Raw genomic sequence first — 18,273 nt, 5'->3', positions numbered from 1 at the left:
GACCCGGGGCCGACGGAGTCAGAGTTCGAGCGTGCAGTCCCCGGCAGCCGCGGAGATGCACGTCTGGATCCGCTCGCCGTGCGCATGCTCCTTGCCCGAGCGCAGATCTCGGACGTGACCGTCGGTCAACGGCACCACGCACGTCTGGCAGATACCCATGCGGCAGCCGAAAGGCATTCGCACACCCGCCTTCTCACCGGCCTCCAACAACGTGGTGGCGCCGTCCACCGCCACCGTGCGGTCGGAGACGGAGAACGTGACCGTGCCGCCGTCGCTCGGCGCGCCGGTGCGCACGATCTCGAAACGCTCGGTGTGCAGGTTCTCCGAGATGCCTGCCTCCCGCCACACCCTCTCGATGTCGTCGAGCATCGCCGCCGGACCGCACGCCCACGTCTGACGCTCGCGCCAGTCCGGGTAGTGCTCGTCGAGCGAGCCCAGATCGAACTTGCCGTCCGAGCGGGTGTGCTGCACGTGGGACACGACCGAGTCGTACTTCGCGTCGAGCGCCGCCAACTCCGAGGCGAACATCACGTCGTCCGCCGTGGGAGCCGAGTGCACGTGCACCACGTCGGGCATGTGGCCGCGCGAGTCGAGACTGCGCAGCATGCCGATCACCGGTGTGATGCCGCTGCCGGCCGTGACGAACAGGATCTTGGCGGGCGGCGGCTCCGGAAGGGCGAAGTTCCCCTTCGGCGCGGCGAGCCGCACGATCGTGCCCGACGGCACACCGCCGACGAGATGCGAGGACAGGAACCCTTCCGGCATCGCCTTGACGGCGATGGAGATCTGCTTGTCCTTCCAGTCGGGCGGCGACGTCAGGGAGTACGACCGCCAGTGCCACCGACCGTCGACGTGGAGGCCGATGCCGATGTACTGCCCCGGCCGGTAGTCGAAGTCGAAGCCCCATCCGGGCTTGATGACGATGGTCGCGGCGTCGCCGGTCACCTTCTCGATCCGCACGATGCGGCCGCGCAACTCGCGCGCGGACCACAGTGGATTTGCCAGGTGCAGGTAGTCGTCGGGAATCAACGGCGTGGTGATGCGCGCGAACGCACCGCGCACCACGTTCAGCGACGGCCGCCGCGGGGACGACACACTCGCGGCCGGGGCTTCGAGCCAGTCCTTGATTCCCATGTCACATCTCCTCGGTCGAGCGGCCACCACGGACGCAGTCGACGACTGCGACGAAACAGGGCGGTGTCGGAGCGGTTCCGGTGTCAGAGCAGTTCCGGTGTCAGAGCAGTTCCAGGAGAAACGGTATCTCCTGCGGTGCGTACCAGGCGAGTTCGTGATCCTCGACGTCGCCCAGCACGAACTCGGCGTCGGGATCCCCCAGGTCGGCCGCGTCCACCGCGGCGACAGCGGCGCTCACGGCGGACTCGGCCGCCGCGAGATCGACGTGGACCGCCGCCACCTCCGTCAGGGAGAGCGGCGCCGGCAGGCGGACCACGGCGTCGTCGAGATCGGGACGCAGGGTCACCGGATCGACGTCGGCGGCGATGACGACGCGGCGGAAACTCGGAGTGGCGTCGGCGACCTCGTCGGCGTCCCCGTCATCGTCGGAGTCGAGTTCCGGCTCACCGCCGATCAGGCGCAGCGACGCCCGCGCGGCCTCCCGCAGCGCGACGTCGGCCAACTCGTCGTCGTCACCGGCGACGTACGCCTCCCGCAACGTCGGTGTCACGGCGAAGGCCGTCCGACTGATCGGCGAGAACTGACCCTCGTCCACCAGTGTCTGCAACATCCGCATGGTCGCCGGAACGAACACCCTCACCTGCGCCTCATTCCCTCACCGTCGTCAGCGGACGTTCTTGTCGTCGCGCGCCGCGTCGACCAGTTCCTCGAGTGCCTCGTGCAGCAACGTGGTGATCACGTCGATGTCCGGCATCGCTGCCCGGTCCGCGTTCACACCGTAGTAGACGTTGCCGTCGTACGACGTCAGGCCGATGCTGAGCGCCTGATTGCGCACGAGCGGCGGCACCGGATACATCTCGAGCATGCGTGCACCGCCCGCGTAGAGCGGGAACTGGGGGCCGGGGGCGTTGGTGACGATGATGTTGAACATGCGCTGCGACAGGCTCGACCCGACGCGCGCACCCATCGCGTGCAGCGTGGCCGGCGCGAACCCGGACAGCGTGATGAGGGTCGACGCCGTCACACCGCGACTCTGTCCCAGGTGAGCCTCCGTCGCGTGCGACACGTGGGACAACCGCACCACGGCGTTCGGTTCGCCCACGGGCAGATCGATGAGGAAGGACTCGACCTCGTTGGGCGGCACGTCGCCCTCGTCGCCCGTCCCCGTGGCGGCCGCGTGCACCGACAGGGGCACCATCGCGCGCACCGTCGTGTACGGGCCGATGGGCTCACCGCGCGAGAGCAACCAGTTCCGCAGAGCACCGGACACGACCGTGAGCACGACGTCGTTGACCGTCCCCCCGAACTTCGACCGCACCATCCGGTAGTCGTCGAGATCGGTCTTGGCCACCGAGTACCGGCGGTTGCGGGAGATGGTCGTGTTCAGTGGACTCGTCGGTGCCGTCTGCGCCGCGGTGCGGACCACCGCCGCGAACTTGCCCACGGCGCGTACCGCCTCGCCGGCGGCGCGGGTGACGTCACCGACGGCTCCGCGCACCGCCTCCACGCCCTCCCCCGGCCGCGACACCATCTCGGCGAGCGCCCGGGCGACGAGCGCCTTCTCCGACGGTTCCCGCGCGGGCATCCACAGTTCCTCGGCCATCGGAGTCGGAGCCTTGGTGGCGTCCAGGATGACCTGACTGATCTCGAGCGCCTTGTCGCCGTCCACGATCGACGAGTGCGACTTGGTGAAGATCGCGAACCGGTTCCGTGCCAGACCCTCGACCAGGTACATCTCCCACAGCGGACGCGTGCGATCGAGAGGGCGTGAGGTGAGTCGCGCGACCAGGTCGTGCAGCTGTTCGGTGGATCCCGGCTTGGGCAGCGCGGAACGCCGGATGTGGTACGTGATGTCGAAGTCGCGGTCGTCGACCCACACGGGGCGAGCCAGGCCGAAGGCCACCTCGCGCACCTTCTGGCGATAGCGCGGAACGAGAGCGAGCCGGCTCTCGACGAGGGTGAGCAGTTCGTCGTAACTGAAGCCCCCGCGCGGGAGCCGGAAGATGGCGAGCGACCCCACGTGCATGGGAGTCGTACTGGCCTCCAGGAAGTAGAAGGACGCGTCCTGAGTGGTGAGTCTGGTGGCCAACGCGCGAATCCCCTCGGTCGAGTGTGACGGGTCCCAGTCTCGCACGACAGATGAGACCGACCACGCTCACGATCGTCCTCGTGGTCCGCGCCGTGTCGGTTCCCCGTCGTCCTCGTCGGAATTCACCGACCCTGACGGGCTGCGGTGTGACGACGCCCCGCGTCTGCCTCGACGGGCCGGAACCGCGTCCGTGCGTGCAACACTCGCCGCACACCGGCCGTGGCCGCACAGGTACGAGCATGGAGGGGAACGCATGACATCGGAGGTCGTTCACGTGGCGCGGTTGCCGAGATCCGAGCCACCCGAGGTCGGCGCGACTCCCACGCGTGCACGCCCGACGACCCGGTCCGCGGGCCGAGCACTCTCGTCGCCGCGCCCCGGCCCGCACTCGGGACGATCGACCTCGCGACCGACCCGGCCCGTCGTCGGACCGTCGGAGGCCGACGCGCGCACCGCCGCCGCGGCGCGGCACGTCGCCGATCGCGTCCTGCGTCTGACACTCGAGGTGGTGGACCGTCGCCGACCCGCGGCGTCCCTGCGCGCGGTGCTGTCACCGGCCATGGTCGGAATGGCGACAGCCCTGTCGACGGCGGCCGTGCCGGGCCGAACACTCGGTGTCGCCGTCGTCCGGACCGTGCACGTGCGCGCCGCCGGTCGGGTGCCCGATGGCGCCGGGCACGGCGACGTCGAGGTCTTCGGCACCTACTCGCGTGGTGACCGCGTGTTCGCCGTCGCGGCACGACTGACGGCACGGCGCAACACCACCGGTCCGGCCTGGGTGCTCACGAGCCTGCGCCTGTCCTGAGGCGGCGGTCGCCGCCCCCGGACGAGCAGATCACTTGCGCCGCTTGGCCTTCGGTGCGCGCTTGACCGGCTTGACCCCGGCCCGAGCCGCCTCGCGGCGCTCGCGTCGGGTGCCGGAGCTCGACTCGCCCGTCGGCGACCCCGACCCGGCGCGGCGGACCGAGGTGCCGCCCGTCTCGTCGGGACCGGAATACGTCAGGCGACCGGTCGACTCGTCGTCCAGCCCCTTGGCGCGCAGCGCAGCAGGTGCGGCGGGCCGCGGTTCGGGCGCCGATTCCGCAGTGGGTTCGGGTCTACGCTGCGCCGGCGCGGCGGGGGCGGCCTGCGCTGCGGGGGCGGCCTGCGCTGCCGGCGCCGGTCGGGCTGCGACGGGCGACTGCAGTCCCGCGCCCACCTGCAGGCCCGCGGAGGCCGCGGGGCTCGGCGCCGCCGCCTCGACCTGCAGGTTGAAGAGGAACCCGACGGACTCCTCCTTCAACCCGTCGAGCATGCCGGTGAACATGTCGTAGCCCTCGCGCTGGTACTCGACGAGGGGATCGCGCTGCGCCATCGCGCGCAGACCGATGCCCTCCTTGAGGTAGTCCATCTCGTAGAGGTGCTCACGCCACTTGCGGTCGAGCACGGACAGCAGCACCCGTCGTTCGAGCTCGCGCATACCGCCCTCGCCCGCGATCTCGTTGATCTCCGCCTCACGCGTGGCGTAGGCCGCGCGGGCGTCCTCGAGCAGCGCCTCGCGCAGGTCGTCCCGCGACAGGTCGCCCTTCTCGCCGAACTCGTTCTCCGCTGCGAGGTCGGTGTGCTGCACGCCCACCGGGTAGAGCGTCTTCAGCGCGGTCCACAGCTGTTCGAGGTCCCAGTCCTCGACGTAGCCCTCCGAGGTGGCGCCGTCGACGTACGCGGTGACCACGTCGGTGATCATCTGCTCGACCTGGCCCTCCATGTCCTCTCCGCGGAGGATGCGGCGACGCTCCTCGTAGATGACGGTGCGCTGCTGGTTCATCACCTCGTCGTACTTCAGGACGTTCTTGCGGATCTCGAAGTTCTGCTGCTCGACCTGCGTCTGCGCGCTCTTGATGGCCTTGGAGACCATCTTGGCCTCGATCGGGACGTCGTCCGGGAGGTTGAGTCGCGTCATGATCGACTCGAGAGCGGCACCGTTGAATCGGCGCATCAGCTCGTCGCCGAGCGACAGGTAGAACCGGCTCTCCCCCGGGTCGCCCTGACGACCCGAGCGTCCTCGCAACTGGTTGTCGATACGGCGCGAGTCGTGCCGCTCGGTACCGAGGACGTAGAGACCGCCCGCGTCGCGGACCTTGTCCGCGTCCTCGCGGACCTGGTCCTTGACCTTCTCCAGCGTGGGCTCCCACGCCGCCTCGTACTCCTCCGGCGACTCGACGGGATCGAGCCCCTGCCCGCGCAGCGCGAGGTCCGCGATGATGTCCGGGTTGCCGCCGAGCACCACGTCGGTTCCTCGACCCGCCATGTTGGTGGCCACCGTCACCGCGCCGGACCGGCCGGCCTCGGCGATGATGGTCGCCTCCTGCTCGTGGAACTTGGCGTTGAGCACGTTGTGCGCGACACCGCGCTTGGTGAACTGCTTGGACAGGTACTCCGAGCGCTCGACACTGGTGGTACCGATCAGAACCGGCTGACCCTTCTCGTGCCGCTCGACGACGTCGTCGACGACGGCACTGAACTTGGCTTCCTCGCTCTTGTAGATGAGGTCGCCGTTGTCCACACGCACCATCGGGCGGTTGGTGGGAATGGGGATGACACCGAGCGAGTACGTCTGGTGCAGCTCGGCCGCCTCGGTCTCGGCGGTACCGGTCATGCCGGAGAGCTTGTCGTACAGACGGAAGTAGTTCTGCAGCGTGATCGTGGCGAGGGTCTGGTTCTCGGCCTTGATCTCCACCTTCTCCTTGGCCTCGATGGCCTGGTGCATGCCCTCGTTGTAGCGGCGCCCCACCAGGATGCGGCCGGTGAACTCGTCGACGATGATGACGTCGCCGTCTCGGACGATGTAGTCCTTGTCGCGCTGGTAGAGCTCCTTCGCCTTGATGGCGTTGTTCAGGTAGCTCACCAGCGGCGAGTTGGCGGCCTCGTACAGGTTGTCGATGCCGAGCTGGTCCTCGACGAACTCGACGCCCGCCTCGTGCACACCCACCGTGCGCTTCTTGATGTCCACCTCGTAGTGGACGTCCTTCTTCATCATGGGGGCGATGCGGGCGAACTCGGGGTACCACTTCGACGACGCGTCCGCGGGGCCCGAGATGATCAGCGGGGTACGGGCCTCGTCGATGAGGATCGAGTCCACCTCGTCCACCACGGCGAAGTTGTGTCCGCGCTGGACCAGGTCGTCCAGCGAGTGCGTCATGTTGTCGCGGAGGTAGTCGAAACCGAACTCGTTGTTGGTGCCGTACGTGATGTCGGCCGCGTAGGCGGCACGCCGCTCGGCGGGCGTCATGCCCGAGAGGATCACGTCCACGCTCAGTCCGAGGAAGCGGTGAACGCGGCCCATCCACTCCGAGTCACGCTTGGCCAGGTAGTCGTTGACCGTGACGACGTGGACGCCGTCACCGGACAGCGCGTTGAGGTACGCCGGGAGGACGCAGGTGAGGGTCTTGCCCTCACCGGTCTTCATCTCGGCGACGTTGCCGAAGTGCAGCGCGGCACCGCCCATGACCTGGACGTCGAAGTGGCGCTGGGACAGCACCCGCTTGGACGCCTCGCGGGCGACCGCGAACGCCTCGGGCAGCAGTTCGTCGAGGCTCTCGCCGTCCTGGTGCCGCTTCGTGAACTCGTCGGTCTTCGCACGCAGTTCGGCGTCCGACAGGGACTCGACGTCCGGCGACAGGGACGACACGTGGTCGGCGATGTGCTTCAGCCGCTTGACCATGCGACCTTCACCGACACGGAGCAACTTGGACAACGACAACGTCGGCACGGGCTATTCGTCCTCAATATCGGGTACGTGGGGCGTGAACCGAGCCCGTCCACACGGGGGGCGCAGTTCGATGCGAAGAGACCTCGTCGGTCTCCCGGCGGAACCATCGTAGGCGTCGAGCCTGACAGCGCGCTGTGAGGCACACCGGATGTTCCGCGCACGACACCGGGCGCCCGCCGGAGCGGACGCCCGATGTGGTCGGCGCGGCGGTGCGAGCGTCAGGACAGACGCAGCAGTCCGTAGTCGAACGCGTGGCGGCGATAGACGACCGACGGCCGGTCGGACTCCTTGTCGTGGAACAGGAAGAAGTCGTGGCCCACGAGCTCCATCTCGTACAGGGCGTCGTCGACGGTCATCGGCACGGCCGGGTGTTCCTTGACGCGCACCACGGTGCCCGGGCCCTCGGTGGCGTGGTCGTCGACGGCGGGCGCCTCCTCGACGGGGGCAGTGACGGCCTCCTCGACGAGCGCGGCGGTCGCCTCGGCCACCGACACGGGCCGCTTCTCCCCGTAGTGGACCTTGCGGCGGTCCTTCGTCCGTCGGAGTCGGCTCTCGAGCTTGGTGGTCGCCGACTCGAGGGCGGCGTAGAAACTGTCCGCGCAGGCCTCGGCACGCGCGACGGGGCCCTTGCCCCGCACGGTGATCTCGACTCGCTGGCAACTCTTGGACTGACGACGGTTGCGTTCGTGGAACAGCTCGACGTCGAACAGATGGATGGTGGGATCGAAGCGCTCGAGTCGAGCGAGCTTCTCGGAGACGTACAGGCGGAAGTGGTCGGGTATCTCGACGTTGCGACCCTTGACCACGACCTCGGCGGCGGGTTCGGCGCTCGAGTTGTCGTCGGCCGGGACGGCACTGGGTGCATCGTCGAAGTAGACGGAATCCGCAGTGGCGTCGGTCGAGTCGAGGGCGGTGGAGTCGTTCTGCTCCGGACCATGGGCGTGAGCTTCGCGGGGATGCGCGTGCACCCGGTGGGTGCTCGTGTGTGCAGTCGTCACTGGTGACGTTGTCGTCATACGTACCTCCCGATAGAGGCCGCGCCGAGATCGCTTCTGGCGCAGCGGAAGAACGGTGACACCGGAGCGCGGACCGCCCGGCGCCTTCGGTGGTGAGGCATCACCTCCAGACCCGGTAGCGAGGATCGATCGTGGCCCTGACCGTAGTCGCTCCCCGGATGGTCTGCCACTGTTCACGGGATATTCACGGGACCTTTTCAGGCTCCCATTCCGGCACCGGGACAGGCACTGCGACGTCAGCGCACGGCGGCGAGAACGAGCACCGCGTCGACACCGACACCGGACCGTCGCAGTGCCGCCACCGACTCCGCGGCGGTGGTTCCGGTGGTCACCACGTCGTCGACGAGCAGCACCGGTCCGCGACCGATCGCGGCGATGCCCCCGCTCCGGACACGGACCCGCCCCCGCAGGTTGTCCGCACGCTCGTCGGCGGTGAGACCGACGGAGTCACGCACCTGCGCGTCCACCCGCAGCACCGACACGACGCGCACGTCCTCCGGCGCGAGCACCCGCGCGACACGGCGGCAGGTACGCAGGATCGGATCACCACCGCGCGCCCGTGCCGCGCGGCGTCGGGACGGGGCCGGAACCAGCACGAGGGGCGACAGCTCGGGTGGATCGATCTCCCCGGCGTCGCGCAGGCGCGTCACGGCGGCGGCGAGGGCGACCCCGAGCGGTGCCGCGAGATCCCGTCGACCGCGTTCCTTCATCGCCAGGATCGACGCACGGTGCGGGCCGGCGTACGGGCCGAGCGCCCAGCACGGCACCCCGGGATCGACACGCGGCCGCACCGACCCCGGCGCCGCGTCGAGCGCGCAGGCGCAGGCGGGGCACCACGAGGCGTCGACACGGGCGCAGCCGCCGCACTCGCGGGGCAGGATGAGGTCCAGCAGGGTCGTCGGCACCGGGACACTGTGTCGCGGGGCTCCGACAGAGTTCGCCGCTCGTCAGCCCGGTAGGACGGGCACGGACTTCGTGCCGGTCAGGCCGGGCACCTCGCGCCAGTAGCGGTCACTCGCCGGGTCGCTGTCGTCGATCTGGAACACGGCGCGCGAATCGGCCACGTAGGTGCTCGACGCGGAGGCGTCGACGGACACGACAGGAGCGGTGAGGTTGCGGCTGGGCAACCCGTCGAGACGTGAGCCGTCGACGGCCACCTGCACGATCGGGATGTCGGTCGCCGCTCGGGCCACGACCACCGTGTCACCGGTGCTCCAGTCCAGGGACAGCGCCGCGCTCGCCAGACCGTTGGCCACCGCCTCGGGCTCGCGGAGTGCGTAAGTGCCGTCGGCGCGCCGCACCACCACCGCCACGTAGACGGCGCCGTCCACGATGAGAGCCGCTCGCACCCCGTCGCGGGAGAGCCGCAGTTCGGTGATCTGGCCGCCGAGCTCGGCGATGTCGGCGGAATCGACGTCCACCACCGACACCTGTCCGGTGGCCGGGTCGCGGACGGCGCGCTTGACCACGGTGCCGTCCACGACGGCCCACACGGCGTCGCGGTCGGGACCCCAGGTGGGCCGGGTGATCGAGCCACCCTCCGCGACCGGGAAGGCGTTGCCGCCGTAGGAGCCGATGAGCAGCGCGTCGGGCGGCTGCGGCGCCGCACGACCGGTGTCCGACACGGCCGCCACGAGCGTTCCGTCGCTGGACAACGAGATGGACCGCATGTTGTTGACGGTGCCGAAGTAGCCGGGAACCGGTGTCACGCCGTCGGTTCCGATGCGGACGAGCCCGCCGTTGCGCAGTGCGTGCAGGCCCACGTCGGCACCCGTCACCGCCAACGGATCGAATTCTGCGACCTCGGCGGTGGTCCAGCCGTCCGGATAGTTCGGGTCCAACGGCGCGCCGTCCGAGAGCAGGACGTAGGGACCCGACACCTCGGCCTCGGCCAGTGTCCAGATGATCTGCGCGGCAAGTAGTTCGCGGGTCGCGCGGTCCAGCGCACCGGCGCCCCGGAAGTCGATGCGGACACCGCCGAGACCGATGCCGACGGCCGAGGTACGCCCGTCGGCTTTCGTGATTGGACCGGCCGTGGTGACACCGTTGAACACGTTGCGCACCGCCGGCTCCAGCGACAGTCGCGGACCCGCCTGCAGCAGTGCCGTCAGGGTCTCTGTCATCCGGTCCTGCGTGGTGTTCACCCAACGCTGATCGGGCACCAGTTCGGTGCCGGTGGGATCGACGAAGTACAGCGACTTGCGCTGGTACGAGGTGAGGAACTGGGTGCGGTCCATGACGACTCCGGACGGCAGCTCGTCGATCCGCCACTCGCCGTCCTCGCGGGCCAGCGTCACCTGGGTCTCGAACGATCCCTGCTCGGCGCGGTACTGCCCACCCTGATCGAGCTGCCCCACCCGGTTGGCTCGGATCGTGTACTGCGCGGCGTCACTCGACCGGGAGTCCTCGAGGACGTCCACCTTGTCCACGACGATCGCGCTGGCGCCGTCGTTCCACTCCGAGGCGGCGTTCGCCGTCAGGAACTGACGTGCACCCGCGTGGTCGTCCGCCGGATCGGTGCTGGCCTTGACGAAGTCGCGGACGAGAAGATTGGGTTCACGACCCGCGGCGGGAACGGGGAGTTCCTGCTCGACGGGCCCGCGCGCGACGGTGCCGATGGCCTGCGGCGCAGACGACGCGGGCAACGACGCGCATCCGGACGCGACGAGCGCGAGCGCGGCCACGCACGCCACGAGGGCGGCTCGTCGCCGCGGCACGGTGCGGTCTCTCACGGTCGCTGCTCCCCCGCCGTGGCGCCGACACTCGTCGGGCGCGCCGCCGGAAGCGGCTGTCCCTGTGCGTACCTGCGGCCCGCGGGTCGCAGCGGCAGGGGGCTGGACACGACCTTGCGACCACGCACGCGCGGCAGCGTGAAGCGGAACCAGGCGCCCTGGCCCGGTTCGCCCCAGGCCTCGAGCTTGCCGTCGTGCAGGCGGGCGTCCTCGAGACTGATGGCGAGCCCCAGGCCCGTACCGCCCGAACGTCGGACGCGGGACGGATCCGACCGCCAGAAGCGGTTGAACACGAGCTTCTCCTCACCGGGGCGCAGTCCCACACCCTGGTCCCGCACGACGAAGGCGGCGGCGTCGTCGTCCGCGCGCAGGCGCAGCAGGACGGGCTTGCCCTCCCCGTGGTCGAGAGCGTTCGCCAACAGGTTGCGCAGCACGCGTTCGACACGGCGCGGATCCACCTCGGCGTTGACCGGCTCGTCGGGCATGTCGACGATCAGCTCGGTGCCCGTCTCGCGGGCGAGGTGCCGCACGGTGGACACCGCGGCGCGGGCGCACATACGGAGATCGAGTTGCTCGGACGCCAGTTCGGCGACGCCCGCGTCGTGGCGGGAGATCTCGAGCAGATCGTTGAGCAGTGTCTCGAAACGGTCCAGCTCGGCGACCAGCAACTCGGACGAGCGCTTGAGCAGCGGATCGAGACTCTCACTGGCGTCGTGGATGAGCTCGGCGGCCATGCGGACGGTGGTGAGCGGCGTCCGCAGCTCGTGCGAGACGTCGGACGTGAACTGGCGCTGCAGGTTTCCGAACTCCTCGAGCTGGGTGATCTGCTTCGACAGGCTCTCGGCCATCTCGTTGAACGACATGGCGAGCCGGGCGATGTCGTCCTCGCCGCGCACCGGCATCCGTTCCTTGAGCCGGCCGTCCGCGAAGCGCACCGCGATGCGCGACGCCGATCTGATGGGGACCACCACCTGCCGGGCGACCAGCATCGAGATGGCCGCGAGCAGCACCAGCAGGACCGCACCGCCGATGAGCAGGGTTCCGCGGACGAGGGCGAGGCTGCGGTCCTCTCCCGCGAGGGGGAACACCAGGTACAGCTCGAGGGTGGAGAGGTCCGACGCGGTGGGACTGCCGACGATGAGGGCCGGACCCGAGTAGCCGTCCGGTTCCGACACGGTCGCGTACTGGTAGCTCACCTGGCCGGCCTGGACGAACGAGCGCAACGTCTGCGGGATCTGGTCGGCGGGACCGGTGAACAGCTCGTCGCGGGCTCCGTCGCCGGGAACGATGAGCACGGGGTCGAACGTGCCGGCGGACGTGCTGTCCGCGCCGCTCTCGGTGTCCCGGCTCGTCAGACCGGACCGAGCGAGCTCCAGACGGTTCGAGATCGACGTCGAGTCGTCGCCCGCCAACTGGCTCTCGACGGACGCACGCGCGCGATCGAGCTCCTTCGTGGCGGCGTCGATCTTGGTGTCGAGAAGTCGATCCGTGATCTGACTCGTGAGCACGACGCCGAGGATCGTGATGACGATGAGGGAGAGCGTCAGCGTCGACACGACGACGCGCAACTGCAGCGACCGACGCCACGCGTGACCGGCGGCAGCCCACATGGACCGGGACCATCGCACCAGAGGCGAGAAGGTTCCGTTGATGCGTCGACGGGAGCGGGACGTGAAGATCACCGACCGTCCCGCAGTCGATCGGCTCCGATCACGGCGGGCCGGCCTTGTACCCGACACCGCGCACGGTGAGAACCACCTCGGGGTTCTCCGGATCCGTCTCCACCTTGGCGCGCAGTCGCTGGACGTGCACGTTCACGAGGCGGGTGTCGGCGGCGTGCCGGTATCCCCACACCTGTTCGAGCAGCACCTCGCGGGTGAAGACCTGACGAGGCTTGCGGGCCAGCGCCACCAACAGGTCGAACTCGAGCGGCGTCAGCGAGATGAGCGAGCCGTCGCGGGTGACCTTGTGCGCCGGAACATCGATGACGACGTCGCCGATCGACAGGAGCTCGGCCGGCTCCTCCTCGGTGCGTCGCAAGCGCGCGCGGACGCGGGCCACGAGCTCCTTCGGCTTGAAGGGCTTCATGATGTAGTCGTCGGCGCCGGACTCGAGTCCCAGCACGACGTCGACCGTGTCGGTCTTGGCGGTGAGCATCACGATCGGCACACCGGAGTCCGCCCGCAGCACGCGGCAGACGTCGATGCCGTTCATACCGGGGAGCATCAGGTCGAGCAGCACCAGATCCGGTCGGTTCTCCCGGACGGCGGACAGCGCCTGGGTGCCGTCTCCCACCACGAACGGCTCGAATCCCTCACCGCGCAACACGATGGTGAGCATCTCGGCAAGAGCCGTATCGTCGTCGACGACCAGAATTCGTGGCTTCATGACGACTATCGTGTCATCCCGTCGTACTCCGCAGTCTGATTGAGAAGTTCGGCGGCGAGTCTCGTCACGTCGACCTGCTCACCGTCCGCCTGCGCGCCGTTCACGACGAACCACGGCGACATCCACGACGAGGCCGCGAGTCCCGCGTAGACCGCCGCGGTACGGGCCTGGAGACCACCGTCGCGCTCGTACGCGTCGCGGGCCCGCGACGGATCCTCCTGCTCCCGACCACGCGCGCGATGCTCCGCGACCTCGACCGGAACGTCGAGGAGGATCTGGGCGGAGGGACGCGGCAGGACGAGACGATCGAACTCGAGCGCGCGCACCCACTCGACCATCGCACCGTCCGCGTCCTGGTGGACCCGCGCGGCGGAGTACGCCGCGTTGGACGCGACGTAGCGATCGAGCAGAACGACGTCGTGCCGGTGCAGCATCCGACGGAGGTCGGACACCGCACCGGCACGATCGAGGGCGAACAGCACTGCCATCGAGTTCACCCCGGCGGCGAGATCGCCGTGCTCACCGGCCAGCGCCTCGGCGGCCAGGTCGGCGTGGATCGACTCCCCGTAGCGGGGGAAGCCGACGCGGACGGCGTCCACCCCGGCGGCCTCCCACGCGTGCGTGAGGCGGGACGAGAGCGTGAACTTGCCTGCTCCGTCGACGCCCTCGATCGCGATGAGAGTGCCCATCGACTCCACTCCTGCCTGTCGAGGCCTACGGGACCGAGTGTCAGTACCGGTAGTGCTCGGGCTTGTACGGGCCCTCGACGTCGACACCGATGTACTCGGCCTGCTCCTTGCTGAGCTTGGTCAGCGTGCCACCGAGAGCCTCGACGTGGATCTTGGCGACCTTCTCGTCGAGGTGCTTCGGCAGGCGGTAGACCTCGTTGTCGTACTCGTCGGGCTTCGTCCACAGCTCGATCTGCGCGATGACCTGGTTCGAGAAGCTGTTGCTCATGACGAACGACGGGTGACCGGTGGCGTTGCCGAGGTTCAGCAGACGACCCTCCGAGAGGACGACGATCGACTTGCCGCTGGAGAAGATCCACTGATCGACCTGCGGCTTGATGTTGATGCGTGTCGAACCGGACCGCTCGAGACCGGCCATGTCGATCTCGTTGTCGAAGTGGCCGATGTTGCCGAGGATGGCCTTGTCCTTCATCGACCGCATGTGGTCGAGCGTGATGATGTCCTTGTTGCCCGTCGCGGTGATGACGATGTCGGCCTTGCCGATCGCCTCGTCCACCGTGACGACGTCGAACCCGTCCATGAGCGCCTGGAGCGCGTTGATCGGGTCGACCTCGGTGACCTGGACGCGCGCGCCCTGGCCGGCCAACGACTCGGCACTGCCCTTGCCCACGTCGCCGTAGCCGCAGATCAGGACCTTCTTGCCACCGATCAGCACGTCGGTGCCGCGGTTGATGCCGTCGATCAGCGAGTGGCGGGTGCCGTAGGTGTTGTCGAACTTGCTCTTGGTGACCGAGTCGTTGACGTTGATCGCTGGGAAGGTCAGCTCGCCGGCCGCGGCGAACTGGTACAGGCGCAGCACGCCGGTGGTGGTCTCCTCGGTGACACCCTTGACCGACTCGGCGATGCTCGTCCACTTGGTGGCGTCCTGCGCGAGCGACTCGCGGAGCAGTCCGAGGAAGACCTTGTACTCGTCGGAGTCGCGGTCCTCGTCGACGGGCGGCACGACGCCGGCCTTCTCGAACTGCGCACCGCGCAGCACCAGCATCGTGGCGTCTCCGCCGTCGTCGAGGATCATGTTGGCGTGGCGGGGAGTGCCGTCCTCGGCGACCGGCCAGGTCAGCATCTTCTCGGCGGCCCACCAGTACTCGGCCAGCGATTCGCCCTTCCAGGCGAACACCGGGATTCCCTGCGGATCCTCGGGCGTGCCGTGGGGTCCGACGACGATCGCGGAGGCGGCGTGATCCTGGGTGGAGAAGATGTTGCACGATGCCCACCGCACCTCGGCTCCGAGCGAGACCAGCGTCTCGATCAGGACGGCGGTCTGGACCGTCATGTGCAGCGACCCGGAGATCCGTGCACCCTTCAGCGGCTGCACGTCGGCGTACTCGCGACGCAGGGACATGAGGCCGGGCATCTCGTGCTCCGCGAGGCCGATCTCCTTGCGGCCGTACTCAGCCAGCGAGAGATCCGCGACCTTGAACTCGATGCCACCGCGGATGTCCGCCTGCAGCGCCTCGGTGCTCGAAATGTCGGGGGATGTCGATGTCGTCATTGTGTGATGCCACTCCTGTCGGCTGATGATCGGCTTCCAGGCTATCGGCTCACGGCTGCCCGCGGGTGGGTCGGGGCCACGACGTGTCCGGTTCCGTCGTCTCGCGCCGACGGGTCAGGCAGCGGCGGCGCGTTCGGGAACGGTCGCCCAGCGCCGTTCCAGTCGAGCGCGGGCGCTCGGCTGCAGGTTCGCGCGGGTGACGTCGCCGTCGTAGTGCGCGACGACCCTGGGGTCCATCACGCGACGCCACAGGGGCGGGACGGCCGCGAGGACGACCATCGTCGCGTAGCCGGCCGGCAGTTGCGGCGCCTCGTCGAAGGTGCGCAACGTCTGGAACCGGCGGCCCGGGTTCGCATGATGGTCGCTGTGCCGCTGCAGGTGGTACAGGAAGATGTTGGTGACGATCCGATCGCTGTTCCAGCTGTGCCGCGGCGCGCACCGCTCGTACCGGCCCGTGGGTGTCCGTCCCCGGAGCAGCCCGTAGTGCTCGATGTAGTTGACGGACTCGAGGGTCATCACGCCGACCACCGCCTGGAGCACGAGGAACGGCAGGATGCCGACGCCGAAGACGGCGACCAGGACACCGAGGAGTGCAGCGGACATCGCCCACGCGTTGAGCACGTTGTTGCGGATCGTCCACACGCCGCTGCCCTTGCGCTCGAGACGCTGCTTCTCCAGCTCCCAGGAGGACACGAGGCCGCCGCTGACACTGCGGGACAGGAACCGGTAGAGGGATTCGCCCATGCGCGCGCTGGCCGGATCGGCGGGTGTCGCGACACGCGCGTGGTGTCCGCGGTTGTGTTCGACGTGGAAATGGCCGTACAGGCTCTGCGCCAGAGCGATCTTGGCCAGCCAGCGCTCGGTGCTCTCCACCCGATGGCCGAGCTCGTGCGCCGCGTTGATCCCGATGCCGGCGACGAGACCGACACTGACGGCGTACCCGATCTTGTCGACGGCGGACAGGGTGCCGAAGGTGACGAGGTAGCACGCGACACCGAGCCCCGCGTACTGCACCGGAAGGAACAGGAACGTGCACCACCGGTAGAAACGGTCGTGCTGCAGGTCCTGCACCTGCGCGTCGGACGGATTGTTGCCGTCCTCCCCCGCCAGCGCGTCGACCACGGGGATGACCAGGAAGAACAGCATCGCGCCGCTCCACCAGAAGGCTGACACCCCCGTGTGCAGAACCAGTTGGGACGGCAGCAGTGCCGAGGCGGGCGCCAGCATCCCCAGTAGCCAGAGCAGCTTCTTCGGGTCGTGCCACCGCCGCGCCATACGTCAACTCCTCGACATCGAGTGGACTCCGTGGCGGACTCGTGCCCACCGCAGAAACAAACTTCCGGTCTCGAATTCGAGTGTAGAGCAAGTAGCGCGACGGTCCGACGATCCGAATGGTGAGATCGGTCCGTTATCGGCGCGAAATATGGTGACTAGTGGGTGTCGTCCGCATGTTGCCGGGCTCCGAGCACCGAGTGGCGGCGGCTGTAGCCGAAGTACACCACGACTCCGAGCGCCATCCAGACGACGAACCGCAACCACGTCTCCACCGACAGGTTCAGCATCAGCCACACGCAGGCCAGCACGGCGAGGATCGGCACCAGCGGAACCAGGGGGACGCGGAAGCCGCGCTTCAGGTCGGGACGGGTTCGACGCAGGACGACGACACCGATGGAGACCAGGACGAAGGCGAACAGGGTGCCGATGTTGACCATCTCCTCGAGCGTCCCGATGGGGAAGAACGCCGCGAGAAGGCCGACCACGATGCCGACGAGCACGGTGATGCGCACCGGGGTGCCACGGCTCCCCGTCTTCGCGAGACGGCGCGGCATCAGACCGTCGCGCGACATGGCGAAAAGCACGCGCGACTGTCCCAGCATGAGCACCATGACCACGGTCGTGAGTCCGGCCAGCGCACCGAAGGAGATCACCTTCGACGCCCAGGTGATGCCGTTCAGTTCGAACGCCGTGGCCAGGGTCGCGCCCTCGCCACCGAGTTCGGTGTACTTCACCATTCCGGTCAGCACCAGGGTGACCGCGACGTACAGGATCGTGACGATCAGGAGCGAGCCCAGGATTCCGCGCGGCAGGGCCTTCTGCGGATCGGACGCCTCCTCGGCCGTGGTGGCCACCACGTCGAAGCCGATGAACGCGAAGAACACGAGACTCGCGGCGGCCAGGAGTCCGTACCAGCCGAAGTTGCTGCCCTCGGCGCCGGTGACGAAGGAGAACAGCGACTGGGTGAGGCCCGACTCCTTCTCGGCGGGGACGGCGGGCGGGATGTAGGGCGAGTAGTTCGCCGCTTTGATGTAGAACGCTCCGACCACGACGATGAGCAGCACGACGCCCACCTTGATCGCGGTGATGACGAGGGAGACGCGCGAGGAGATCTTCACACCCGTCGCGAGCAGGACGGTGAGCACCGCGACGATGACCAGGGCACCCCAGTCGACGTCGAGTCCGCCGATGGACACCACGGGCGACGACGTCCCGAGTACCTCACCGAGGTACAGGGACCAGCCCTTCGCCACGACGGCCGACGCGAGGGCGAACTCCAGGATCAGGTCCCAGCCGATGATCCACGCGACGAACTCTCCGAAAGTGGCGTACGAGAACGTGTACGCGCTGCCCGCGACCGGCACCGTCGAGGCGAACTCGGCGTAGCAGAGCGCGGCGAGTCCGCACGCGATCGCGGCGAACACGAAAGCGAGCGAGACGGACGGGCCCGCGACGTTCCCGGCGGTGCGCGCCGTCAGGGTGAAGATGCCCGCACCCACGGCGACCGCGACACCGAAGACGGTGAGATCCCACGATGACAGGCTCTTGCGAAGTTTCGTGTCCGGCTCGTCCGTGTCGCGCATCGACTGCTCGATGGACTTCGTTCTGCGCAGACCGGTGTTGCGCGAACCGGGTGCGTCCTTGCCGTCG

The 18,273-nt window shown here is 68.8% G+C and carries 14 protein-coding genes; 1 reads left to right on the top strand and 13 read right to left on the bottom strand.

Annotated features, from left to right (window positions below):
- Positions 1–18: 18 nt before the first annotated feature.
- The 3 genes from HQ308_RS15235 to HQ308_RS15225 form a co-directional block, all read right to left on the bottom strand.
- Positions 19–1,134 (bottom strand): ferredoxin reductase, encoded by a 1,116-nt coding sequence (locus HQ308_RS15235; RefSeq protein WP_027506861.1) that lies wholly within the window; start codon positions 1,132–1,134, stop codon positions 19–21.
- A gap of 100 nt (positions 1,135–1,234) precedes the next feature.
- Entirely contained in the window at positions 1,235–1,750 is a 516-nt protein-coding gene (locus tag HQ308_RS15230) for a hypothetical protein (RefSeq protein WP_222647112.1), read from the bottom strand.
- A gap of 48 nt (positions 1,751–1,798) precedes the next feature.
- Positions 1,799–3,223 carry a wax ester/triacylglycerol synthase family O-acyltransferase gene (locus tag HQ308_RS15225; protein WP_222627115.1) on the bottom strand — a complete coding sequence of 475 codons (1,425 nt, stop codon included), beginning with the start codon at positions 3,221–3,223 and terminating at the stop codon, positions 1,799–1,801.
- Between the two features lie 253 nt (positions 3,224–3,476).
- Between HQ308_RS15225 and HQ308_RS15220 the strand changes: the two genes are divergently transcribed.
- Positions 3,477–4,028, top strand: coding sequence for an Rv3235 family protein (locus HQ308_RS15220; RefSeq protein ID WP_222647026.1), 552 nt, complete (start codon positions 3,477–3,479; stop codon positions 4,026–4,028).
- A 30-nt stretch (positions 4,029–4,058) separates the two neighbouring features.
- Here HQ308_RS15220 and secA read toward each other — a convergent pair whose 3' ends face one another.
- The 10 genes from secA to HQ308_RS15170 all read right to left on the bottom strand — a co-directional run bounded on the left by secA (position 4,059) and on the right by HQ308_RS15170 (position 18,206).
- Positions 4,059–6,971 (bottom strand): preprotein translocase subunit SecA, encoded by a 2,913-nt coding sequence (gene secA / locus HQ308_RS15215; RefSeq protein WP_027506864.1) that lies wholly within the window; start codon positions 6,969–6,971, stop codon positions 4,059–4,061.
- 218 nt (positions 6,972–7,189) lie between these two features.
- Positions 7,190–7,777, bottom strand: a complete 588-nt coding sequence (gene hpf, locus HQ308_RS15210; RefSeq protein ID WP_027506865.1) for a ribosome hibernation-promoting factor, HPF/YfiA family — start codon at positions 7,775–7,777, stop codon at positions 7,190–7,192.
- A 446-nt stretch (positions 7,778–8,223) separates the two neighbouring features.
- Entirely contained in the window at positions 8,224–8,892 is a 669-nt protein-coding gene (locus HQ308_RS15205) for a ComF family protein (protein ID WP_056447788.1), read from the bottom strand.
- Between the two features lie 42 nt (positions 8,893–8,934).
- Positions 8,935–10,704, bottom strand: a complete 1,770-nt coding sequence (lpqB, locus tag HQ308_RS15200; protein WP_027506867.1) for an MtrAB system accessory lipoprotein LpqB — start codon at positions 10,702–10,704, stop codon at positions 8,935–8,937.
- Between the two features lie 11 nt (positions 10,705–10,715).
- On the bottom strand, positions 10,716–12,401 hold the full coding sequence (gene mtrB, locus HQ308_RS15195; RefSeq protein WP_027506868.1) for an MtrAB system histidine kinase MtrB: 1,686 nt from the start codon (positions 12,399–12,401) through the stop codon (positions 10,716–10,718).
- A 28-nt stretch (positions 12,402–12,429) separates the two neighbouring features.
- Positions 12,430–13,107 carry an MtrAB system response regulator MtrA gene (gene mtrA / locus HQ308_RS15190; RefSeq protein WP_027506869.1) on the bottom strand — a complete coding sequence of 226 codons (678 nt, stop codon included), beginning with the start codon at positions 13,105–13,107 and terminating at the stop codon, positions 12,430–12,432.
- A gap of 5 nt (positions 13,108–13,112) precedes the next feature.
- Positions 13,113–13,796: a dTMP kinase gene (locus HQ308_RS15185; RefSeq protein WP_222638677.1), complete on the bottom strand. Its 684-nt coding sequence runs from the start codon at positions 13,794–13,796 to the stop codon at positions 13,113–13,115.
- 40 nt (positions 13,797–13,836) lie between these two features.
- On the bottom strand, positions 13,837–15,348 hold the full coding sequence (gene ahcY, locus HQ308_RS15180) for an adenosylhomocysteinase (protein ID WP_222647023.1): 1,512 nt from the start codon (positions 15,346–15,348) through the stop codon (positions 13,837–13,839).
- A gap of 114 nt (positions 15,349–15,462) precedes the next feature.
- Positions 15,463–16,623: an alkane 1-monooxygenase gene (locus tag HQ308_RS15175; protein ID WP_222647021.1), complete on the bottom strand. Its 1,161-nt coding sequence runs from the start codon at positions 16,621–16,623 to the stop codon at positions 15,463–15,465.
- 155 nt (positions 16,624–16,778) lie between these two features.
- Positions 16,779–18,206 carry an amino acid permease gene (locus tag HQ308_RS15170; RefSeq protein ID WP_222628507.1) on the bottom strand — a complete coding sequence of 476 codons (1,428 nt, stop codon included), beginning with the start codon at positions 18,204–18,206 and terminating at the stop codon, positions 16,779–16,781.
- Between the last annotated feature and the right edge of the window lie 67 nt (positions 18,207–18,273).

Source organism: Rhodococcus sp. BP-241, assembly GCF_019836145.1.
GTDB lineage: Bacteria > Actinomycetota > Actinomycetes > Mycobacteriales > Mycobacteriaceae > Rhodococcoides.
The sequence above is the reverse complement of the archived record's forward strand: the minus strand, read 5'-3'. Positions and strand labels throughout refer to the sequence as shown.

Excerpts from the sequence above, each read along its gene's own strand:
- HQ308_RS15235 (WP_027506861.1), bottom strand. The coding sequence starts at position 1,134 with ATGGGAATCAAGGACTGGCTCGAAGCCCCGGCCGCGAGTGTGTCGTCC.
- HQ308_RS15230 (WP_222647112.1), bottom strand. The coding sequence starts at position 1,750 with ATGCGGATGTTGCAGACACTGGTGGACGAGGGTCAGTTCTCGCCGATC.
- HQ308_RS15220 (WP_222647026.1), top strand. The coding sequence starts at position 3,477 with ATGACATCGGAGGTCGTTCACGTGGCGCGGTTGCCGAGATCCGAGCCA.
- mtrA (WP_027506869.1), bottom strand. The coding sequence starts at position 13,107 with ATGAAGCCACGAATTCTGGTCGTCGACGACGATACGGCTCTTGCCGAG.
- HQ308_RS15185 (WP_222638677.1), bottom strand. The coding sequence starts at position 13,796 with ATGGGCACTCTCATCGCGATCGAGGGCGTCGACGGAGCAGGCAAGTTC.
- ahcY (WP_222647023.1), bottom strand. The coding sequence starts at position 15,348 with ATGACGACATCGACATCCCCCGACATTTCGAGCACCGAGGCGCTGCAG.
- HQ308_RS15175 (WP_222647021.1), bottom strand. The coding sequence starts at position 16,623 with ATGGCGCGGCGGTGGCACGACCCGAAGAAGCTGCTCTGGCTACTGGGG.
- HQ308_RS15170 (WP_222628507.1), bottom strand. The coding sequence starts at position 18,206 with ATGCGCGACACGGACGAGCCGGACACGAAACTTCGCAAGAGCCTGTCA.